This is a genomic window from Segetibacter koreensis DSM 18137 (genome assembly GCF_000374045.1).
GTDB lineage: Bacteria > Bacteroidota > Bacteroidia > Chitinophagales > Chitinophagaceae > Segetibacter > Segetibacter koreensis.
Genome location: NZ_KB893337.1, coordinates 136022 through 153951, shown reverse-complemented (window position 1 = coordinate 153951; position 17930 = coordinate 136022). Strand labels below are relative to the sequence as shown.

General features: G+C 37.0%; 17 protein-coding genes. 9 read left to right on the top strand and 8 right to left on the bottom strand.

Annotation, left to right across the window (positions count from 1 at the left end):
* Positions 1–166 precede the first annotated feature (166 nt).
* The 5 genes from B154_RS0117200 to B154_RS0117180 all read left to right on the top strand — a co-directional run bounded on the left by B154_RS0117200 (position 167) and on the right by B154_RS0117180 (position 5587).
* Positions 167–1333, top strand: coding sequence for a galactokinase (locus B154_RS0117200; RefSeq protein ID WP_018615505.1), 1167 nt, complete (start codon positions 167–169; stop codon positions 1331–1333).
* A gap of 363 nt (positions 1334–1696) precedes the next feature.
* Positions 1697–2152, top strand: a complete 456-nt coding sequence (locus tag B154_RS0117195; protein ID WP_018615504.1) for a response regulator — start codon at positions 1697–1699, stop codon at positions 2150–2152.
* Positions 2153–2343: 191 nt separating this feature from the next.
* Positions 2344–3363: a DUF3500 domain-containing protein gene (locus B154_RS28920; protein ID WP_018615503.1), complete on the top strand. Its 1020-nt coding sequence runs from the start codon at positions 2344–2346 to the stop codon at positions 3361–3363.
* A gap of 53 nt (positions 3364–3416) precedes the next feature.
* Positions 3417–4559 carry a Gfo/Idh/MocA family protein gene (locus tag B154_RS0117185; protein WP_018615502.1) on the top strand — a complete coding sequence of 381 codons (1143 nt, stop codon included), beginning with the start codon at positions 3417–3419 and terminating at the stop codon, positions 4557–4559.
* Positions 4560–4987: 428 nt separating this feature from the next.
* Complete coding sequence (locus tag B154_RS0117180; RefSeq protein ID WP_018615500.1) at positions 4988–5587, top strand: GNAT family N-acetyltransferase; 600 nt, start codon at positions 4988–4990, stop codon at positions 5585–5587.
* A gap of 12 nt (positions 5588–5599) precedes the next feature.
* Here the strand turns inward: B154_RS0117180 and B154_RS0117175 are convergent, their stop codons facing one another.
* From B154_RS0117175 to B154_RS0117165, 3 genes are all read right to left on the bottom strand, one after another.
* Positions 5600–7501 carry a S9 family peptidase gene (locus B154_RS0117175; protein WP_018615499.1) on the bottom strand — a complete coding sequence of 634 codons (1902 nt, stop codon included), beginning with the start codon at positions 7499–7501 and terminating at the stop codon, positions 5600–5602.
* Positions 7502–7714: 213 nt separating this feature from the next.
* On the bottom strand, positions 7715–8230 hold the full coding sequence (locus B154_RS0117170) for a hypothetical protein (protein ID WP_018615498.1): 516 nt from the start codon (positions 8228–8230) through the stop codon (positions 7715–7717).
* 244 nt (positions 8231–8474) lie between these two features.
* Positions 8475–9611, bottom strand: coding sequence for a phospholipase D-like domain-containing protein (locus tag B154_RS0117165; RefSeq protein ID WP_018615497.1), 1137 nt, complete (start codon positions 9609–9611; stop codon positions 8475–8477).
* Positions 9612–9749: 138 nt separating this feature from the next.
* On the opposite strand from B154_RS0117165, the gene B154_RS32510 reads away from it, so the two are divergent.
* The 4 genes from B154_RS32510 to B154_RS0117145 all read left to right on the top strand — a co-directional run bounded on the left by B154_RS32510 (position 9750) and on the right by B154_RS0117145 (position 12590).
* Positions 9750–9920 carry a hypothetical protein gene (locus B154_RS32510; protein WP_018615496.1) on the top strand — a complete coding sequence of 57 codons (171 nt, stop codon included), beginning with the start codon at positions 9750–9752 and terminating at the stop codon, positions 9918–9920.
* A gap of 123 nt (positions 9921–10043) precedes the next feature.
* On the top strand, positions 10044–10715 hold the full coding sequence (locus B154_RS0117155) for a BON domain-containing protein (protein ID WP_018615495.1): 672 nt from the start codon (positions 10044–10046) through the stop codon (positions 10713–10715).
* Between the two features lie 123 nt (positions 10716–10838).
* Entirely contained in the window at positions 10839–11708 is an 870-nt protein-coding gene (locus tag B154_RS0117150) for a universal stress protein (protein WP_018615494.1), read from the top strand.
* Between the two features lie 39 nt (positions 11709–11747).
* A complete protein-coding gene (locus B154_RS0117145) occupies positions 11748–12590 on the top strand; it encodes a universal stress protein (protein WP_018615493.1) in 843 nt (280 codons plus the stop codon).
* On the opposite strand, the gene B154_RS0117140 is transcribed toward B154_RS0117145, so the two are convergent.
* The 5 genes from B154_RS0117140 to B154_RS0117120 form a co-directional block, all read right to left on the bottom strand.
* Positions 12591–13379 (bottom strand): L-fucose dehydrogenase, encoded by a 789-nt coding sequence (locus B154_RS0117140; RefSeq protein ID WP_018615492.1) that lies wholly within the window; start codon positions 13377–13379, stop codon positions 12591–12593. It abuts the gene before it with no gap.
* 60 nt (positions 13380–13439) lie between these two features.
* On the bottom strand, positions 13440–14027 hold the full coding sequence (locus tag B154_RS0117135; protein ID WP_018615491.1) for a LutC/YkgG family protein: 588 nt from the start codon (positions 14025–14027) through the stop codon (positions 13440–13442).
* Positions 14020–15399, bottom strand: coding sequence for a lactate utilization protein B (locus B154_RS0117130; RefSeq protein WP_018615490.1), 1380 nt, complete (start codon positions 15397–15399; stop codon positions 14020–14022). The genes B154_RS0117135 and B154_RS0117130 overlap by 8 nt, the downstream gene beginning before the upstream one ends.
* The gene (locus B154_RS0117125) at positions 15396–16130 is read right to left on the bottom strand and encodes a (Fe-S)-binding protein (RefSeq protein ID WP_018615489.1); all 735 of its coding nucleotides are present in this window, start codon (positions 16128–16130) and stop codon (positions 15396–15398) included. The genes B154_RS0117130 and B154_RS0117125 overlap by 4 nt, the downstream gene beginning before the upstream one ends.
* A 105-nt stretch (positions 16131–16235) precedes the next feature.
* Positions 16236–17894, bottom strand: coding sequence for a UxaA family hydrolase (locus B154_RS0117120; RefSeq protein WP_018615488.1), 1659 nt, complete (start codon positions 17892–17894; stop codon positions 16236–16238).
* Between the last annotated feature and the right edge of the window lie 36 nt (positions 17895–17930).

Here is a 17930-nt window from a genome sequence, read left to right as displayed (position 1 = left end):
TTAGGTATAAAAAAGTCGATCACAGATAAAATAGTTGAAGAGTGCGACGCAACGATGTTTAATAAAAGTTATGCTGTTGGGAGCCAAAAAGATCCTTCATTATTTTAATGTGACTGATACTTCAGACACAAATAACAATATTGCTGTTACAATAAATTTATAGAAAATGACACCAGTACAATCACCTTTAATTGATAAAGTTTTAAATACATTTCAGACTTTATATAAGGAAGAACCCATTATAGTAAGATCTCCAGGACGGGTAAATATTATTGGTGAACATCTTGATTACAATGATGGCTTTGTATTGCCTGCCGCTATAGATAAGGCAATATATGTTGGTATCAGTAAAAGAAATGATGAAGTGATACATCTTCATTCTGTTGATTATAATGAAAACTTTACCGTATCACTAAATGAAGTACGACCAACAAAAACGTGGACCACTTATATACTGGGAGTTGTCGATCAATTAATAAAGAAAGGTTATAAAATTGGTGGGTTCAACCTCGTCCTCGACGGCGATGTACCTGTTGGTGCCGGACTTTCTTCTTCTGCGGCAGTTGAGTGCGCCACTGCATTTGCTTTAAACGAATTGTTTTCGTTAGGTATGGAAAAGATAGAAATGGTAAAAATGGCTCAGAAAGCAGAACATGCATTTGCCGGCGTAATGGTGGGAATTATGGACATGTTTGCAAGTATGTTTGGAAAAAAAGATCACGTTATAAAACTCGATTGCCGTTCGTTGGAATATGAATACAAACCTCTGAAATTGGAGGGATATAAAGTTGTTCTTTTTAATACTAACGTAAAACATTCACTTTCTTCTTCTGAATATAATACAAGGAGAAAGCAATGTGAGCAAGGCGTAGCGTGGGTAAAAGAACATCATCCTGAAGTTACGGCATTGAGGGATGTTAATATGGATATGCTTAATAAGTATGTATTGACAAAAGATGAAATTATTTATAAAAGATGTAAATATGTTGTAGAGGAAATAGACAGACTACTAACGGGGTGCAACGACCTGGACAGGGGTGATATAAAAGGATTAGGACAGAAAATGTTTAGAACGCATGAAGGGCTTAGCAAAGAATATGAAGTGAGTTGCGTGGAATTGGATTTTTTAGTAGAATCTGTAAAAAATAATGAGTTTGTTTTAGGTGCAAGAATGATGGGCGGAGGATTTGGTGGGTGTACTATAAATATAATAAAAGAGGAAGCCATTAAAGATCTGCAGGAAAAACTGAGTAAGGATTACACTAAAGCAACCGGATTAGAGTTAACTACTTATATAGCACAGATTGAAAGCGGAACTGAAAGAATAAGATAATAATTTTTTTTAGTTCATTTGTTCATTGCTAAAGTTTAAAGGCTGGCTTCTTGCTGCAATACAGCAACTAAAAATTATTATTTCTAAGCGACGAGTACTTGTACGTTTTATTATCTGTTCGAAGTAAGACGAGAGCAGTTTCTTTGTCTTTTTACCTATAATATCTTCTGTTGTTTCAACTTATTCCACTGTTTAATAAATAATAGGAAAAATTTTTAATAATTAAAACAATTTTTATACAATAAGTTCGTTATCATGTAACCAACACGTTGTGTTTGTTTTACTGGCATTGTAAACTCATTTTATTTTGAACCTGAAGCACTAACAAAATACTTTTAAAGTCTTTAAAAAAATCAATTTTTGATGAAGTCATTTTTTGAGATGTTACAGGATAAACAATTCATTGTTGTAGATGATGATGAGCCTACGCTGTTTTATAGCAGTGCGGTAATAAAAAAGTTTTTTTACTTCAACCAGTTCACCGGATTTAAAGATCCCCGTAAAGCAGTTGAGTATTTCGAGAATACGTTTCGAAAGGATCCTTCTGAAACACTTGTTTTACTTGATATAAGCATGCATGAATTATCTGGTTGGGATGTATTGGACAAACTACAGCTGCTGCCAAAAGACTTACAAGAAAAACTTTCAATTATCATGGTGTCTTCCTCCATTGATCCGGCAGACAAAATAAAAGCGAATGACTATACTTTGGTTATAGGATATATCGAAAAACCATTGAGTATAAAAAAACTGAAAGATTTAATGGATGTAAGACAAAGAACAATGAATGTGGTTAATATCGGGGAATGGAAGGAATAAGATAATGTACCTTTTAAAGATACCGCGCAGCTTTCGAACAATAGACATTATTTCTCCCCGAAAAGTAGATTTCCCTAGTTAGATTTCCTCAATTTATATAAGATTGAAGTAGCAAAACAAATATTGCAGTTTAATAGATCAAGTATTGTATATTAGGGTCTTTAAGTTGTTCACAATAACGTCCTTGCTATATGAAACAGTGCCTTTGTCTTGCAGCTTATTGTCTCCTTTTTGCCTACAATTGCCGGTCACAACAAATAGTCTCTGCGGCTAAAGAATTTATAAACACCCTGGACTCTGCGCAAAAAGCCCGCACGCTTTATCCCTTTGATACTGATGAAAGATATGCCTTCCATTTTTTTCCGATAGAAGGCAGAAAAGGTGTTCCATTTAATGATCTTAGCGCTTCACAAAAGCAGGCTGCTAATAACCTGATTAAAACCTGCCTGAGTGAAAATGCGGCGAAAAAGGTTAATCAGATCATGGGGTTGGAAGATGTTTTGAAAGTCATCGAGAACAGAAAAGCAGATGATCATTACCGCGATCCGGGAAATTATTACTTAATAATTTTTGGATTGCCCACAGATAACACAACATGGGGCTGGCGACTTGAAGGACACCATGTATCTTTCCATTTTTCAGCAAAAGATAAAAAACTAGTTGCAGGGACCCCTGGATTTTTAGGCGCTAATCCTGCGGTTGTGCCCAGTGGACCGCGTAAAGGCATGGAAGTTTTAAAGGAAGAAACAGCAAACGGTTTTGCATTGCTTCATGCACTAACTAAAGAACAATTAAGTAAAGCAATCATTGATACTACTGCTCCCGGTGAAATTATCACATTTGTAAGCAGGAAAGCGATGATTACCCATCCCGCCGGTATTCTATATTCTGAGATGTCGCCACAACAACAAGAACAATTTTTACAGCTGGTTAATGTTTATGTGCACAGGTACACAAAATTATTCGCCGACCAAATGTTGAAGGAGATACAACAGGCGGGATTGAACAACCTTCGTTTTGCCTGGGCCGGCTATACAAAACCCGGTGCCGGTAAACCTTATTATTATCGTATTCAGGGGCCAACGATTATTATTGAGTATGATAATTCGCAGAATAATGCAAATCATGTCCATAGCGTTCTAAGAGATTTAAAACATGATTTCGGCGGAGACCTTTTATTGGAGCATTACAAATCAGACCATTCTCAATAGCTAAAACTTCTCCTTAAATAATATTGATATCAAAACTAAAAAAAGCAACAAAAATGATTAAAATGAATGTAAGAGCTTATAAAAAAACAGTATTGCTTGTTGGTTGCTTTTTATCAGTTATACTAAATTGTTCTCCACTAATCGCCCAGGCGAAAAATGACAAACCTCTTCGTTTAGCGGTAGTAGGAATAACCCATGGTCATGTACCATGGATATTGGGAAGAAAAGACAAAACGGATGTTTCACTTGTAGGAATCTATGAAACGGATACTGCATTATGTCATCGCTATGCCAGCCAGTATAACCTGGGCAAAGATCTGTTTTATACCAACCTTGAAAAAATGCTGGATGTTGTAAAACCTGAGGCGATAGTAGCATTTGGCTCAATATACGAGCATATGGCAGCGGTGGAAGCTTGCGCTCCACGCGGTATACATGTAATGGTGGAAAAACCTCTTGCCACAAATATTACTGATGCTAACCGAATGCAGCAACTCGCAAAGAAATACAATATTTTTCTATTGACTGATTTTGAAACATCATGGTATCCCACCACAGAAAAAACTTACCAACTGGTTAATGACAGCAATTATGTTGGAAAAATGAGAAAAGTTGTGATACATGACGGCCACCAGGGACCGAAAGAAATTGGTGTAAATAAAGAGTTCTTTAAATGGCTTACAGATCCTGTACAAAATGGAGGAGGAGCTCTTATTGATTTTGGTTGCTACGGTGCTAACCTGATGACTTACCTGATGAAAGGGGAGAAGCCTGTTTCTGTAACAGCAGTTACGCAGCATTTTAAACCCGCCATTTATCCTAAAGTTGATGATGAAGCAACTATAATTGTCACGTACCCTGCCGCACAGTGTATAATACAAGCCTCCTGGAACTGGCCATTCGGCAGAAAAGATATGGAAGTATATGGTGAAACAGGTTATGTAATTACCGCTAACAACACCAATATGCGCATGCGAAATTCAGAGAATAATCCAGAACTAAATATTCGGGTTTCGGCAAAAGAAGTGCCTGTGTACGAAGACCCATTTTCTTACTTTGCTGACGTTGTTCATAAAAAGATCCCTGTACCTAGTAACGGTCTTTATTCTTTAGAAAATAATGTAACGGTTGTAGAGATTTTAGATGCTGCAAGAGAATCCGCAAGAACAGGTAAAACAGTTAATTTAAAACAATAATCAAAGACATTGGGATAGCATGCATTTATTTCAATAAATATCCTCGAGCCCAGTTCTTGAACTTAACTCTTCAGTCCCGTTTGTTTCCGTGTATTATCCTCACGTTTCTGTCATTGTAAAAACTTATGTAAGCTGTTGATGCCGGCCTACTTTACCAGGTAATGCCTAATCTTCACAATTAGATATTTTTGGGGTAAGGGAATTTCAAAAAATGCTCCTGACAATTTTATTGAATTTGGAGTTTCCTGCAGGCTGCCAAAATAATAAAAGAAATAATTATAGCTGCATTTTGCTAAAGTGTCATTTATTTTTTAATAAAAGATTAGGCCATATTTTTTACAGTTACGTTTCGGCTTCAGCAATTTGATTAAGATAACAAGGATTAAAAAGAAGTAACTTTATATATAATTCAAAGAGGTTAAGATTGTATGATCAAAGCAGATAAAATACACAAGGAAAAAGTTATAGAGATTTTATCAGAATGTTTTGAAAACAATAAAAGTGTTAACTATGTTGTAAAACAGGATTCCAAAAGAAAGGAAAGAATAAGGGATTTGATGGATTATTCTTTTGAAGCATGTATTGACGCTGGCGAAATTTATATTACTGATGATTTAACAGGTGTCATTATTTGCAGCAATTCTGCTGATAAATTGCCGATTTTGGAAGAGGCCTTACTCACAGTACAATTTGTATGGAAAGTAACTGGCATTGAGGGTATTAAAAAGGCGTTGCGGAGAGAGCAATACATTAATCAATTTCATCCTAAGGACGAAGAGTTTATTTATTTATGGTTTATAGGATTGAAAAAAACAGAACAGGGCCAGGGAGTAGGTTCGGGAATGTTGCAAGAGATAATTAACAGAAGCAACAATGAAAAAATACCCATTTACCTTGAAACTTCTAACGAACAAAATTTAAATTTCTATAAAAAACATGGGTTTGAAGTATATCATATTTCGCCTGAAGAAATGTTTGGCTTCAAATTATATTTTTTACGACGACTCCCTGATGCTGTAAAACAGTAGATGATTTCAGTTCTATAAAGTTTCCTTTAACCACTTGTAAAATTCCCTCTGCCATACCAAGGCGTTTTGGGGCTTCAAAACCCAATGGTTTTCATCGGGAAGATAAAGTAGCTTGCTTTTTATACCTCTTAACTGAGCTGCCTGGAACGCTTGTAAGCCTTGCTCTATTGGTACGCGAAAATCTTTTCCGCCTTGTACAATAAGAATTGGCGTGTTCCACTTATCAACATAGTTACTGGGGTTGAACTGAGTGAAACTTTTTTGAGCTGTTTTGTTATTTTTCTGCCAGTAGTAACCTCCCATTTCCCAGTTAGTGAACCACAATTCTTCGGTAGTGCCACTCATGCTTTTTAAGTCAAATACTCCATCATGAGCAATGAAGGTCTTAAAACGATTGTTATGGACGCCAGCGAGATAATAGACAGAATAACCTCCATAGCTTGCGCCAACGCAACCTCTGCGGTTTTTATCGATATATGCTTCTTTGCTTGCATCGTCTATTGCAGAAAGATAATCTTTTATCACTTGTCCGCCCCAGTCTTTGCTAATGGCTTCATTCCATTCTTGTCCGTGGCCATACATACCACGACGGTTAGGGGCCACTATGATATATCCATTAGCTGCCATGAGCTGCATATTCCAGCGAAACGAATAGAATTGTGTAAGAGGTGATTGTGGACCGCCCTGGCAATATAATAGAGCCGGGTATTTTTTAGCCGAATCGAAGCCGGGAGGAAAAATCATCCAGACAAGCATTTTTTTGCCATCTGTAGTCGTTACATATCTTCGTTGGAACTTTCCCAGTGAGATCTTGCCATAGGTATCATCATTTACATGCGATAGCTGTTTCATGTTGCCATTAGTAAGGTCAACGGTGTACAGTTCAGCAGCATGATTCATATCGGTCCTGGTAACTACCATGGTATTGCCTACCTGTCCCACAAGTTCGGTTATATCAAAATCGCCGTGAGTTATCTGTTTTACTTCAGGCACCTTCATAGTCAGTCCCGGGTAATCAACCACAAACAATTGTAGTGTGCCATCAACTGGTGCGTAGAAGTAAATATTGCGCCCGTCGAGACTCCACTTAAAACCTTCGACGGTTCCATCCCAGTATTGTGTCAGGTTTATCTTACTGCTGCCGGTATTTACCATTATATCCTGCTTGTCAGCTTCATAGCCTTCACGTTTCATACTAAACCACGCAAGCTGCCCTTGTGAAGAATACGCCGGAGCCAGGTCATACCCTTCCAACCCTGCTGTAAGATTAGTAGTAACGCCTGTAGTAAGGTTGTAAGAAAAGATATCAGTATTGGTACTTAATGCATATTGAGTGCCTGTCTTTGGCTTAGTCACGTAAATAATATTTCCATTCGCCGACCATATAAAATCTTCTTTTCCTCCAAACGGTTTTTGCGGACAGTCATAGGGCTGTCCTGCCATAATATCTTTGCGTTCACCGCTTTTATCGACACGATGATAAAATACATGACTAAATGCTCCATCTTCCCATTCGTCCCAATGCCGGTAACCAAGCTGGTCATATATCTGCGCGGTCGACTTTGCCAGGTCGGGATAAAAATCTTTTCCAAATACTTTTCTCAATTTTACATCTTCAGCTGTAAGAATGTATTTCCCATCTGGAGATATATGTTCATCTTTTACATAATCGTTACTGTCAGCAATTTCTTTTGCTGTACCACCTTCTAAAGAAATCAGGTACGTTTTCTTTTTGCTCTTATTTTCATCAACATTTGGTGTGCTTACTGTAAATACAACACCCGTACTGTCTTTGGTAATACCAACGCCACTGACACGCCCAAGAGAGAGCAGCAGCTCTGGCGTCATCCTTTGCTGTGCAATTGCCGAAATGAAAATGCAGGTAAAAGTTGTAATGAATATAATTTTCTTCATTTTAATAACATTGTTAGAACCAAGATTTTTAAGATAAAAAACCGGGTCAGATCGAAATCCGGCATCGCAATTTATGGGTTTTGAATTCTCTAAATAAAATTATTAAAGTACAAAGCAAATTATCACTTTTAATCATCAGAGACATAGCTGAATAAAAAACAAAAAGCCGAACACATACAGTATCCGGCTTTTGCTGTAAATATTATTTTCAACTTATTCCGCGATCTGTAGAGAATTAAACAATTTATCTCTTAAAGCTGCATCTTCACCTTTTTTGCCTTGCTTATAAATCATGGTAATACCAAATTGTTTATAAAATACTGTTCGTTGGTGTACGGTGCCTTTATACCCATCTTTGTCTACATCGAGGGTCATGTCGTAAGAGGCATATTTGTCTTTGTACTTTCCTCCTTCGTTTTTTACAAGCTTTACTCCCGGTTGCATAGAAATTCCAGTTTCCATTTGTTGCTTAAACGCATCGGTGCCCGCTAGTTGCTGCAGCATCTGCTCAGTTAAGCCAAAGGTTGAATAGTCCAAAGCAAAAGCATTTATTTCAGTACTGTCTGCTAACACTACTTTTTGCATAGAAATTCCATTGCTTTTATCTTCGGTCGCCGTTCCGGGAAGACTAATAGTTACTTTATCCATTAGTGTAATCGTTCTCCAGTTATCGGCGATCGTTGTGAATGAAAACAAAACTATCAATGCAGGAAGAAGAAATTTTTTCATGTTGTGTTTTTGTTGTTTTTACAAAGGAATGTAATAAGCGCTGATAGCGCAGCAAAGTTTTGTTAAACGGCGAGGGACTAACTTAATCCTATTTCTATATTGTGAATATATTTTTTAAAAACATTAAAATGATGCTTGAAAAGATGGAGGCAATTTTTTAATTAAACCGACAACAACTTACGTCGTTAGGCTGTTGCCGAAAGCAGAACGTTTGAAAAACAAATACCAGTTTTTTTAATAAATATTATGTAGATAAATTTAAAATAAACCGAACAATTTCGTAAGAGCCTCTTTGCACTATACGTTTAATAAAGGTTGTGTTTGTAATAAAAATCTTCTTTGTAATCCGGGTGCAATCCCTTTCGATAATTGTCTCCATTATTTTTGTAACGGATGAAGCAAATGGTTTGTTTCTCACATCAAGATTTAATTCAAGGCTCGCATAGGCGCTTAAATCGTTTACGTTGAATGAGCCTATAGTTACAAAATGATTGTCGACCACCATCATTTTAGCATGTAAAACAGATTTTTGATATTCGTAGATCTCAATATTATTTTTATGCATCCAAGTATACAGGTAACGTTCTGCATGTTTAGCAAGCATTACATCTGAAATTCCTGCAAGTATTACTTTTATTCTAACTCCTCTTTTGGCAGCCAGGCTTAACCGATTTCTTAAAACCCTTCCAGGTAAAAAGTAACTACACATAATGGTAATGGTTTCTTCTGCTTGGTTAAACCAATCAAAATACGTTCTCCAGACCTCATAGGTTCCTTTAACCCAATCATTTCGTCTAATTCTTACTGAACAATCTTTTTCTTCTGAATAATAAGGTACTGCAGGCAATTGAACATCTTTACGAGTATTCCAATCAGAAACGCAATACTTATAGAGTATGAACGCTGCTTCACCTTCTACATATAAAGCATAGTCGAGCCAGGCAGAAACACCATCGATATCATTGTATCGGTCAGCAAAATTAATTCCACCAACCAATGCATATCTTCCATCTACAACAACCACCTTTTCATGCATTCTTCGCCCAAAATAAAAATGAGTGCTTTTAAATAAGGGTTCAAAGTATTTAAAGTGTACACCTTTATCTTTTAAATTTTTTATGAATTCTTTCGACAAACTTTGAGAAGCGTAACCATCAGCAATCAAAAAGACAGCAACTTTTCTTTCTGCTGCTTTAATTAATTCATCGGCAATGCCTCGTCCGGTCGTATCATCATCCAAAATATAAATTCTTATATAGATTGAGTGCTTTGCCTTTTCAATCAACTCTTTTAAAAAATTGAAATACTGCGAGCCTCCTTTTATTAGTTGTATCTTATTATGTGTGGTATAATGTGAATTATGTTTCTTGTTTGGGGACATGCCATTGTAATGCTATAATCATAAAAATAAAAGCTATCGCAATAAATTCAAATGATACAAATCATTGTCTTATGTGACACGCCTCATTCATTAGACTTAATACTGCTCTTAACTTTAAATGAATTTAAAAACGATTGTATGATTTTAGCTTCTCCCTCCATAGATATTTCAAACTATGGTCAATATGCAGAATGGTTAATAGTTATGCTTATAGTAGCTTTTGGTTTTCGTTATGCAAGAAAAATTGTCGTTTTCGTTTTAGATACAATGTACCGGCTTTTTATTCAACATAACCCACCAGCTATATAACTACACAATTATCATAATTCCATTTGGTTTTTCTGATAAGTGGATTCGCATCAGAGAGAAATAGATTTGTGATCAGAGGTATTTTACAAGCTTCTTTCTTTTTTTGACTTTAAAAATTTTTATATGAAAAATGATAGTGTAGTCCAGGAAGACGTTCTTAATGAATTGAAATGGAACCCTTTCTTACATGCTGCTAATATTGGTGTTTCAGTAAAAAATGGTGTCGTAACACTTTCAGGTGAGGTGGACTCTTATCTTGAAAAAGTTGAAGCTGAAAAGGCTGTGCACAAAGTAGCTGGTGTAAGAGCAGTTGCTTTGGATATACAGGTTGGTATTTCACCGGGAAACTTCAGAACAGATGCCGAGATCGCTGAAGCTGTGTTAAATAGTTTGAAGTGGCATACCTCGATACCTGAAGAGAAAATTGTAATTAAAGTGGAAAATGGAATAGTTACATTAGATGGAGAAGTTGATTGGGCTTACCAGCGAGCATCAGTCAAAGACCTGGTCTCAAACCTTGCCGGTGTAAAAAGTGTAATCAATCTTATAACTGTAAAACCACGAGTAGCTCAAACAGATATAAAGGAAAAAATACAGGATGCTTTTCGACGAGTTGCAACAGTAGATGCTCAACATATATCTGTTGAAGTAATAGGTAACAAAGTATTGTTGAAAGGAAAGGTACGTTCTTATGCAGAAAGAAATGATGCTGAAAACGCAGCCTGGTCTGCTCCCGGTATTATTGAAGTTGACAATCGTTTGGAAGTTGTGGACCAGGAGGAATATAGTTTTTAGGTCTGTTAGCTGGTTTATAAACAAATTGCACAAGAATTATTTTGCTTTTAAGAATATTAGGAGATTGATTATCAGTAGAAACCGACAGATATCCCCCGTAGTTTCAATCATTAAATACTCGTTATGGAAACCTTATTAATTGCCACTGATTTTTTGTCTGTCAGCCACAATGCCGCTGCGTATGGAGTTAAGTTAGCTGCACATTTAGGTGCTGATGTAGTTTTATTTAATGCTTACCAGTCTATCATTTCTCCTAACGATACAGTAGTGGTTATACCCGATGAAGAGGTACGAGCGGCAAGTGAGTCTCGCTTACAACATGAACTGAATTCCCTTACAATTCCAGAAGGGGTTAAGGTTGAAACACTTGCAGAACAAGGTTGGACGACAAATGCTATTTTATCGGCAGCGAAAAAGGTAAATGCGAAATGGATAATTGCAGGTATAAAGCAAAGTGGCGTTACCGGCCGTAAATTTTTTGGAAGCACAGATACTGAATTAAGTCGCCATACAAGTTGTCCTTTAATTTTGATTCCTGACGGTGCTAAGTTTACTGAGATTAAAAATATTGCTCTTGCAAGTGATCGCGAGGATGAAACAATGATGAGGCTTTTAGATCCTTTACATGAGTTTGGTCAAAAGTTTGGCAGTAGAATGTTCGTGGTGCGGGTAATTAAAAAAGAAATGGATGAGGTAATGGAAATACTTATGCGTCCATCATTGATTGAAAGCCATTTCAAAGACCTTAAACCTGTTTACGAATTTGAGGTGGATAACAATGTCGCGCATGCTATGAACAAATTTGTAAAAGAGCACAATGTAGATATGATTGTTATGGTTAAGCAAGATCATCCGTTTTTAGAAAGACTGTTTACTAAAAGCAATACTAAAGAAATGATATTTGAAGCCAATATTCCTTTAATTATTTTGCCTGGTAAATTAGATACTGCTTATCCTGTTGATGAAGAAAGCGCACTGTCCAAAAAACAATAGTTAAGGTTCTTATTGTAACTCACAGGTTAATTCCCTCAAATGAAAAAAATACTCGTACCGATCGATTACTCTGAAGTTTCTATTAATGCCTTTAAATATGCTTTACGTTTTAATGAACAATACAATGCGAGTATATTCCTCCTTCATGTATTTGACATGCCATTATTAACAGAACATGAAGAAGTCGCACCGTATGAAAATTACGATTCCTACAGGCAGCAGCATAAGGATAAATTGCAGCAGTTAATCAGCCAATATAAACAGAATTATAATTACGAATTTGAAGTATTTACTACGGCGGGAGGTCATTATATAGAAATACAGGACTTTGTGTTACGTCACTCGGTTGACCTGGTAATTATTGGAAATAAAGGAATGGGTGGCATGAAAAGGTGGTTTTTTGGAAGTGTTGCAAAATACCTGCTTACACATGCACGTACACCTGTTATTTCTGTTCCTGTTACCGCAACATTTTCTCCCTTCAAAAGTATTTTGCTTGTAATTGACAAATATGACTTTCTTACTGATTTTAATATCGATTTTTTAAAACAGGTTTGTGAACAATTTAAAGCTACACTGAAAATTGGACTTATAGAGAAGGCTGAGGAAACAAACGAAAAATATGAGAAAAATTTTTTAAACTGGTTGGATGTTACGTTAAATGTAGTGCCCACAATTATAACGCTTGAAAGCGATAACAATATTGTTGAAGAAATTAATGGCCTTGTACAAAAAGTTCAGAGTGATCTTATAGTTACTGTTCCCCATCCGCATACGTGGATAGACATTTTATTGCTCGGAAAATTGCAAGATAATATTCCGGTTATTTGTGAAAAGCCAATTATGACTTTACCAATAACAAGCGGTGATGAAGCGGAGTGATCATGCATTTGCCAAAGCTCTGTCTAAATGTACGTACCCTCCATCAACATGTATCAATTGCCCGGTTGTATGACTCGATTTTTCGGAAAGTAAAAATGCTGTAGTATTACCGATTTCTTCGATGGTGGTCATCCTATTTCCTAATGGAATTCTTGAGGTAATTTCTTTTAATTTTTCTTCAGGATTGGGTAAAGTTTTTATCCAGTTCGAATATTGTGGTGTCCATGACTCTGCAACAACTATTGCATTTACTCTTATTTCATATTTCAATAACTCAACAGCCCATTCACGGGTTAATGCATTACGTCCTCCATTGGCAGCGGCATATCCTGAAGTATTTCCCTGGCCGGTTTCTGCAGTTTTAGAGCTAATATTTACAATAGAACCCTTAGATTTTATCAATTCAGGTAAAGCATAATGAACCATCAGGTAGTAATGAACTACGTTTTTATGCAAACTTTCAATAAACTTTTCATAACTGCCATTTTCCAAACCAACGCCGTCGTTGTGGCCCGCGTTATTTACCACTCCGTCAATGCGGCCATATTTTTCTGTCACCATTTTTACAGCCTTTTCACTTTCTGCCGGAATATTTAACTCACACGGCACCTGGAAAGCTTCTTTGCCTTCGGCTTTCAATTCTTCAACCAATCGTAAATTATCAGTTTCAGATCTGCCAATAATTACTGGTATTGCTCCTTCAGCGGCCAGTACCCTAACAATGCCTTCACCAATTCCCTTTGCACCACCTGTTACTATTATTATCTTATTGCGTAATTGTAAATCCATTTTTATTTACCTTATTTATACTTCAGGTTAATTTGAAGCCTGTTACTTTTAGATAAATTATCAGCTTTGTTGCACGATAAACACCTTAAGGCTTAAAGGCCCATGCGCACCAATTACTAATGATTGCTCGATATCGGCAGTCTTCGACGGACCGGCAATAAATACTCCGTATCCATCTTCATCTATTGTTATCTTTTCATATGCCTTGTGCATGTTAGCGACTATGTCTTTTTGAGCAATAACAATTATAAGGTTTTGACAAATAAAAGGTATTAATCGATTTAAAATGTCTTTTTCCCTTACCCAGATCGCGCCGTTTTCGGCAACGGCAATATGCCCGTTTATTAAAACAGTATCAATCGTTTCTAAATTTGAAGCATGGGAATGACTATAAGTATTTAAATTATAACCTTCTAATTCAGTGACACCTTGTATAACACTTAACCCTTTTGCCTGCTGTTCAAGTAAGTAATCTTTTACGGTTTCAAAATCATTTACTATAGTACACATTCCGCCAATGCCTGTAAGCGTTTCTACAAATTTTGATTTTAAGTCTATATCAACATCAAAAGATTGTAAATCAGGTAATGGCGTTAACGTAGGTCTATTCTGCTTAATAGATGCCAATATCTGTTCTCTGCTACTCATGCTTCCGTTTTTTTTTATACCATTCTGTAAAACTTTGTTTGGGTGGTTCAGGCAATTCCCGGTGTTTGTACCAAGGGTTGAGCTTGTTGTTCACTGACCATGGCATAATACGCATCATGCCACGACCAATCTTTCCACTTAAAGAATAAATTGTGGGACTTGCAAGAACAGTAGCCATTACCTTCATCGACGCTTTTTTCGCTGTGCCGCCATAACCTTCTTTCATAAGTATTTGCCGCCAGTTCCAAAGTTGTTCATGTATATTTATTTTTACAGGGCAAACATTAGTGCATGAGCCGCAAAGGGTAGAAGCAAAAGGCAAGTCAGCATTCTTTCGCATGTCAAGATTAGGAGCCAGGATAGAACCAATTGGCCCTGCAACGGAATTGTGATAACTATGGCCGCCGCTTCTTCTGTATACAGGACATGTATTGAAGCATGCAGCACAACGGATGCACTTTAAAGAATTTTTAAAATCCTTCCTGCCTAATTGATTTGCGCGGCCGTTGTTAACAATAACGATATGCATTTCCTGTCCTTCTTTTGGACGGTGAAAATGACTTGAGTAAGTAGTAATTGGTTGACCTGTTGCGCTTCGTGTCAATAATCTTAAAAATACGCCAAGATGCTCTGCTTTGGGAATGATCTTTTCAAATCCCATACATGCAATGTGTATTTTATTGGCATGAGCGCCGAGGTCGGCATTGCCTTCGTTGGTGCATACAACAAATCCACCAGTCTCAGCCACCGCAAAGTTTACTCCTGTTATAGCAGCATCCGCAGTTATAAATTTTTGTCGTAACACTTTTCTTGCAGACCGTGTTAAATATACTTCATCTTTATTTCCCTTTTCTGTATTAAGATGTTTGTGAAAGGTATTACTAACGTCTTCTTTTTTTAAGTGAATTGCGGGTAATACAATATGGCTCGGTTGCTCTTCTCTCAGTTGAACGATATATTCACCTAAATCAGTATCCACCACTGAGATATCGTGGTCGCGTAAATAATGATTCAGCTGGCATTCTTCGGTAAGCATAGATTTGCTCTTAACCACGTTTTTTGCGTTATGCTTCTTTAAAATGCCATGAATAATCCTGTTATGTTCATCTGCATCATTGGCCCAATGTACAGTTACACCATTTTCATTCGCTTTTGTTTCAAACTGTACCAGGTATTCATCCAGGCGGGAGAGCGTATGGTCTTTTATTTGCGATGCGAGATCTCGCAATGCTTCCCACTCTGGTAACTGGTGCGCTGCTTTATCTCTTTTTGCACGTACAAACCACAGAGTTTCATCATGCCATGTTGCCCGCTGTTCATCCTGTAAAAAAACAGACGCAGCCTTGCTATGGTCTTCTATTGTTTTATTCATTGTGCATTTAATATTTCTGCAAAGTGCAATACTTTTATGTTGCTCTTTTTTCTTTTTAATATTCCTTCCAAATGCATGAGACAACTCATGTCACCTCCTGTTATATATTCTACATTGTTGTATACATGTTCCTTTACCCTGTCTTGTCCCATTCTAACAGATACAGCTTCTTCAGTTACACAAAAAGTACCGCCAAATCCGCAGCATTCATCTAACCGCTTTGTTTTTAATAATTGTAGACCTTTTACCTGGCTTAGCAATTGTTCGGCTTTCGAAAATTCCGGTTCTACTTTTTCGCTCATTGAAGCTAAATGTAACATTCTTTGTCCGTGACAACTTATGTGCAAACCAACTTTATGAGGAAAAGATGCATTAATATTTTTTACCTGTAACACATCAGTTAAAAACTCCGTCAATTCATAAATATTCTTTCGAATTGCAGCAGCTTGTTCAGGACGTTTATCATCATGTAAATGCTCTTTCAAATGTAATACGCAACTTCCCGAAGGGCCAACAATATAATCGAAGCCGGAGAAGTTCGCGATAAAATTCTTATCGCATCCCGCAGTCATTGATGCAAAACCTGCATTGGCCATTGGCTGACCACAACAAGTCTGGGTTAAGGGATAAGAAACGTCGCAGCCTAGTTTCTCTAAAAGTTGAAGTGTGGCAATTGCAACATTCGGATAAAACTGGTCAACATAGCAAGGAATAAACAGCGCAATCTTCATTCTGGTTTTTTTCGTTTTTATAAAACTTCCTTCAAAAATCCTTAATAATCTTCCGTTTCAAAGATAGCTGTTCATCAGCTTCATACAAGAAATCAAAATTTAATATTAAAGGCTTACCCCTCTTTTCCATGGTATAAAATCATCCTGTCCTAACAATACTGCTTTAGGAGTCACTTCTCCGCTTGCAGCTTTAATACAATACTCCAAAATCTCTTCCCCCATCTCCTTGATTGACTTTTCACCAGTGATAACAGGTCCTGTATCAATATCTATAATATCACTCATTTTTGTTGCCAACCTGGTATTTGTCGATATCTTTATTACAGGCGTTATAGGATTTCCTGTCGGGGTTCCCAAACCTGTAGTAAATAATATCAGGGTTGCTCCTGATGCGGCTTTACCTGTTGTAGCCTCCACATCATTTCCGGGTGTACAAACCAGGCTTAGACCTGTTTTGGTGGCGGGTTCTGTATAATCCAATACGTCAACAACAGGCGATGTTCCACCCTTTCTTGCTGCCCCGGTTGATTTAATGGCATCAGTGATTAAACCATCTTTTATATTTCCCGGTGAGGGATTCATATGAAAACCTGAACCTACTTTATGGGCAAGTTCATCATATTCCTGCATAAGACGGATAAATTTTTCTGCCGTTTCTTTACGAACACACCGATCTATAATTTGCTGTTCTGCACCTGCTAGTTCAGGAAACTCCGCTAATAAAACTTTGCCCCCTAAAGCTACTAATAAATCTGAAGCATATCCCACAGACGGATTAGCGGATATTCCACTAAATCCGTCGCTGCCGCCACATTTTACTCCTATCGTCAGTGCACTTAAAGGTGCTGGCTCTCTTTTTGATTTGTTAGCTTCGACCAAGCCCGTAAAAGTTTTGCGGATAGCCTCGTAAATCAGTTGCTCCTCACTTTGCATCTTTTGCTGCTCAAAAGTAAATAAGGGCTTATTAAACGCAGGATTGCGTTTTTTTAATTCGTCTAAAAAAATATCAGTTTGAAGATGTTGGCATCCCAGGCTTAATACAGTCACACCTGCAACATTTGGATGATCAGCATAAGAAGCTAACAAAGTAGCTAGTGTGTTTGAATCCTGCCTTGTACCACCGCATCCGCCTGTATGATTAAGAAATTTTATACCATCAATATTTTTAAAATATCTTTCTGTACTAATAGAAGCGGAAGAATTGAGGTCAAGTTTATTTATATCAGTTCCTTCTTCATATGCTTCCAATAACTGGCGGGTAAAGCGGTTGTATTTATCAGACAACGCATATCCTAATTCTCTGTGTAAAGCTTCTTTAATGATATCGAGGTTCCTGTTTTCACAAAAAACCATAGGAACAAAAAGCCAATAATTAGCTGTACCGACCCTGCCATCACTACGTTTATATCCATTAAAAGTTCTATTTGCAAACTTTGAAACATCAGGAGGTTGCCATTTATAGTTTACTGCACGATAATGATATTCCCCGGCAGCATGTTTTGTATTAGCAGTTGTCATTACATGGCCCTGCTCTATTGCGTTTTGAACCTTTCCGACCAAAACTCCATACATATACACCTCGTCTCCTGGTGCTAAATCTCTAATAAAAATTTTATGCTTTGCTGCTACATTTTCTTTTAAAAGAAAATCAAGTCCATCATAAGAAATAAGGGTTCCAGCAGGCAAGTCCTGCAAAGCTACCAGTACATTATCATCGGGATGAATTTTTAAATAAGGCCTGGCCCTTGTTTCTTCCTTAATCATCTTAATAAAATTTTTTAATTTACAATATTCTCACTA